This is a genomic window from Leucothrix pacifica, from assembly GCF_003172875.1.
Classification (GTDB): Bacteria; Pseudomonadota; Gammaproteobacteria; order Thiotrichales; family Thiotrichaceae; genus Leucothrix; species Leucothrix pacifica.
The window spans coordinates 1-3,461 of sequence record NZ_QGKM01000141.1; the positions used below are offsets into that span (position 1 = coordinate 1).

At 33.5% G+C, this 3,461-nt stretch carries 5 protein-coding genes and 1 pseudogene; 2 read left to right on the forward strand and 4 right to left on the reverse strand.

What is annotated here, in order from left to right; genetic code table 11:
• Positions 1–141: pseudogene (locus tag DKW60_RS23400) on the forward strand (IS256 family transposase); the annotation flags it as partial.
• A 21-nt stretch (positions 142–162) separates the two neighbouring features.
• Positions 163–609, forward strand: a complete 447-nt coding sequence (locus tag DKW60_RS23405) for a hypothetical protein (RefSeq protein WP_109840048.1) — start codon at positions 163–165, stop codon at positions 607–609.
• A 24-nt stretch (positions 610–633) separates the two neighbouring features.
• On the opposite strand, the gene DKW60_RS23410 is transcribed toward DKW60_RS23405, so the two are convergent.
• From DKW60_RS23410 to DKW60_RS23910, 4 genes are all read right to left on the reverse strand, one after another.
• A complete protein-coding gene (locus tag DKW60_RS23410; RefSeq protein ID WP_109840049.1) occupies positions 634–1,776 on the reverse strand; it encodes a DUF3800 domain-containing protein in 1,143 nt (380 codons plus the stop codon).
• Between the two features lie 71 nt (positions 1,777–1,847).
• On the reverse strand, positions 1,848–2,561 hold the full coding sequence (locus tag DKW60_RS23415) for a hypothetical protein (protein ID WP_109840050.1): 714 nt from the start codon (positions 2,559–2,561) through the stop codon (positions 1,848–1,850).
• Complete coding sequence (locus DKW60_RS23420) at positions 2,551–3,078, reverse strand: hypothetical protein (protein WP_109840051.1); 528 nt, start codon at positions 3,076–3,078, stop codon at positions 2,551–2,553. Before DKW60_RS23420 ends, DKW60_RS23415 begins: the two co-directional genes overlap by 11 nt.
• Positions 3,071–3,461 (reverse strand): ParA family protein (locus DKW60_RS23910; protein WP_219988909.1); only part of this gene is annotated, 391 nt, incomplete at its 5' end. The genes DKW60_RS23420 and DKW60_RS23910, both read right to left, overlap by 8 nt.

Genomic DNA, 3,461 nt, shown 5'->3' on the forward strand with positions numbered 1-3,461 from the left:
CACATGATGTTCAAGCTGGGTGAGTGCGCGCAAAAGCGCTGGCACAGATTAAGAGGATTTGATTACCTGGCAAAGGTAATCGAAGGCGTACCATTTAAAGATGGAATCGAGGTAACTGAGAAAAACCGGGACGCGGCGTAGAATTCTTCTCAGACACTACTCTTGACCATAGCTCCGTTTATTGGTGTACCTGAAAAGATATACGTAGAAGCGACGCTGTCAGTGTATGAGCTAAATGACACGCGCTTACTCAAGGAAGTGTTTATTTGGGCTTATGAACGCTCCGCTGAACGATATACCGCCGTGCGCCAGTCTTTAGGCGAGCCAGACCCGCTTAGACTTCGCTATCGGGATTCGTTAAAAGCGGTGGTGAGTGACGTGCTGAATAACACGCTGTCTCGTGCGGATGCGTTTGCGTTTGTGAAGGAGTGGAGTGAGTCGCAGATAGACCCAGCGGATGCGGCTGAGTTTCAGGAGATGGTGGAAGAAGAGTTGTTGAGTTTACATGAAGGGAATTTTGCGCGGTATGCGGTACGACCTTCGGTGTTTGAGGCTTGGTTTACAAACTGGTCTTCGATCAAGAGTTTTCCCCAAAAACCAAACCTCTAACTAGCAATACTAGTTTTATAAATTTCACCTATCAAACAAAAAAGCATTATGATTATCACTTTCAGATACTGACATTGAATAAAATAAAAACTGTTCACACTCAGCAGCTGACTTATAGATTAGAGACTTCATAAGATTAATATTTTCAGCCTGAGTAGAGTTAAAACCTCCCTTAATATTAAGAGTTTCTGCCAACTCATATTTATTTAAAAAAGTAAAATATCTCATAAAAAGACCTGCAACAACATCAGACACCTGAATTTTTTTATGCTCTATTGATTCTACAAATTTGAATGTAGAATTTCTCACTGTGTCGTCCCAAATAGAAATATCTTTAATTTCTCTTTCAATATCATATTCATTATCAAAAATATGTATTGAGTGATTAAATTTCCTTAGTCTATCGGAGTAGAAAAAAGACAAACCATCTATTAGCACTCCTCTCTCGTGATTGTATGTTAAAGTTAAATCATCAACGCCCTTACACAATCTCAAAAATTTATGTAAGCTCTTTATTTTCATTGAAGAGACGGTCGAAACATCATATCTGAATCTATTATTCGGCAATGTCGTTTCTTTTGCTAACGAAGAAATTTCAGATATAAATTTTTTGGCATACGCCTTAGATATTTTAGGATAACCGTATCTGTTAGCAATATTCAAAAATGCCTCTTTCCTTAACTTCAACAAACAATACAATGCATCCTTATAATGAAATTGCCTAGAATCCAAAATCTCGTCACTTATTATTCTTTCTTTACTAACATGTAAAACTAGATCTTCAATTAGATCTAGAAAAACCCAATATTCCATATTCAAATTAAAATAATGAATATTATAATTACTATTTAGAAGCCACCTCAATAATATCATAAGCTTTCTTGACTTTAAAACATCTTCAAATTCACCTTTCGCTACTTGATTAAACTTTAACTCTTTAGCTGTTTTTTGAATATTCAATTCACTGAATAAATCATCAAAGCTATGATCATTTGAATTATTATTTTTCACTATACCAGCTAATACAAAGTTCGATGAGGAAACTTTACTTTGGTGATTATCAATATTGTATTTCCCATCAAGAAGAGTCAATTTTCTCACGTTATTAGACTCATCATAATAAAAAGTATAATTTTTGATACTATTATCTAGACTAGGCTGATCCATAAGTTTCTCAAGTAGGGGCTTTAATATTAGTTTATCCACATATTATGGAAAAACTATTAGAATTTATTATTTCAAGGAACTAACACTAGAGGTCGAATAGACCTAGGGATTGCTTCTAGGATATTCTCTTTGTTCTTATAATGCATATTATGAAATAACTCATTAAAAATAAGACATAATATAACCAGTATACTTTTCGCAGTACTTACAAATAATGCACCCGTAGATTTAGATTTTTCTTCATCATACTTTGGATAGTCAATCAACGACGTTATATTCTCCATATTTTCACTACTGGAGGTATGAGTATCTCTACACAGTTCTTTATATTTAGAATGCAAATTCTTGTAAGAATTATTAATGTTCTCTGATGAGGTAAAGATCTCAGATTTTCCCGCTTTCTCAAACAATGAGTAAACACTAGTCTCTTTTAACAGTTCTCTATCACCGATAGCGCTTATTGATCGAACGAAATTTTCTATCGCAGATCTCAACATAACACGTGATGCTTTGTATGACCCATTCAACCAGTTAAATTTTGAAGATCCAATATCAGAAAAAACTTCCGACAAACGAACTATAACCTTATCATTATCACAATAGTTTTCTGAAAAAAAACTTTGTTGATACTGATACTCAGCATGCCAATTTACAAGCGAGAAGTATGCCTTATGTATTCTTTTTGCTACAGCTAAGTATGAATCTTCTTCTAGATTACGGTTAATACTATAATCGGTAATATACTTCTTAAGTAATAAAAAATCTTGAGTACACTCACGAGTCATCTTTGTCCGCTAACCTTCTTATTGTTTCATTCCAAGAAAACCCTACCACTGATCTTTCTTTAGCCATTTGTCTGATTTTCTCTGTATCTTCTGTTATTTTAGTTAATGCTTCTACTAAGACATCTAAAGCATTATCATTTAGCATATTAGACTCACAGACTATTAGTCCAATTAATTCATATCTTGATCTTTTATCAGAGCGATTTATATCTATATTTAGTACTTCATTTGCAAATGCGACTATATCTTCATTCTTTGGAAATATTTTTGTATCTTGAAACAACCTAGGTAATACTCCTATCAAATAGTGAATATTAGGATTAGGAGATACGTATTTTCTTGTAGAACTTTTTACACTCTCAGTTGACGATGAACTATCTCTCAATATATTAGGAATTTCACTTAATTTTAGCTTTCCTTTTGACTCTAGAAGCCACGACAGTTCCTCTATAAAATCAATAGCATGCTTCAACTTAGTTGCATTTGTAATATTTTTATTTTTTATTCTTTCATTCATTATTATCGGTCCTATTAATGAATTCTGTCACAATTGCTGTTAATCGTCTTTTAGTTTCAGGATCTCCACTCTCAAGAATGTGAGCCTGGTTTAACTGCTCTTTGGCAATTGCAGTTCTTTTTATCATTCCATGTTTATATAGATACTTTTTCCAGTATTTATCCTCAGATAGGTTAGTCCTTGCATTTTTATATACCGTAGTATTTTCTTCTGTAAGTGTTAGAACTAATCCAGCACAAGATAAGTCTAAAGCAAAGTTTTCTTTTTTTTCTTCAATAATACTTTTTAATAAGTCAACTCCAGTTAGCGATATAGGGTCTGCTTTCACTGGAATTAGATAATAGTTAGAAGCAAGAAGAGCGCGAGCTATGGTCAAGAGTAGT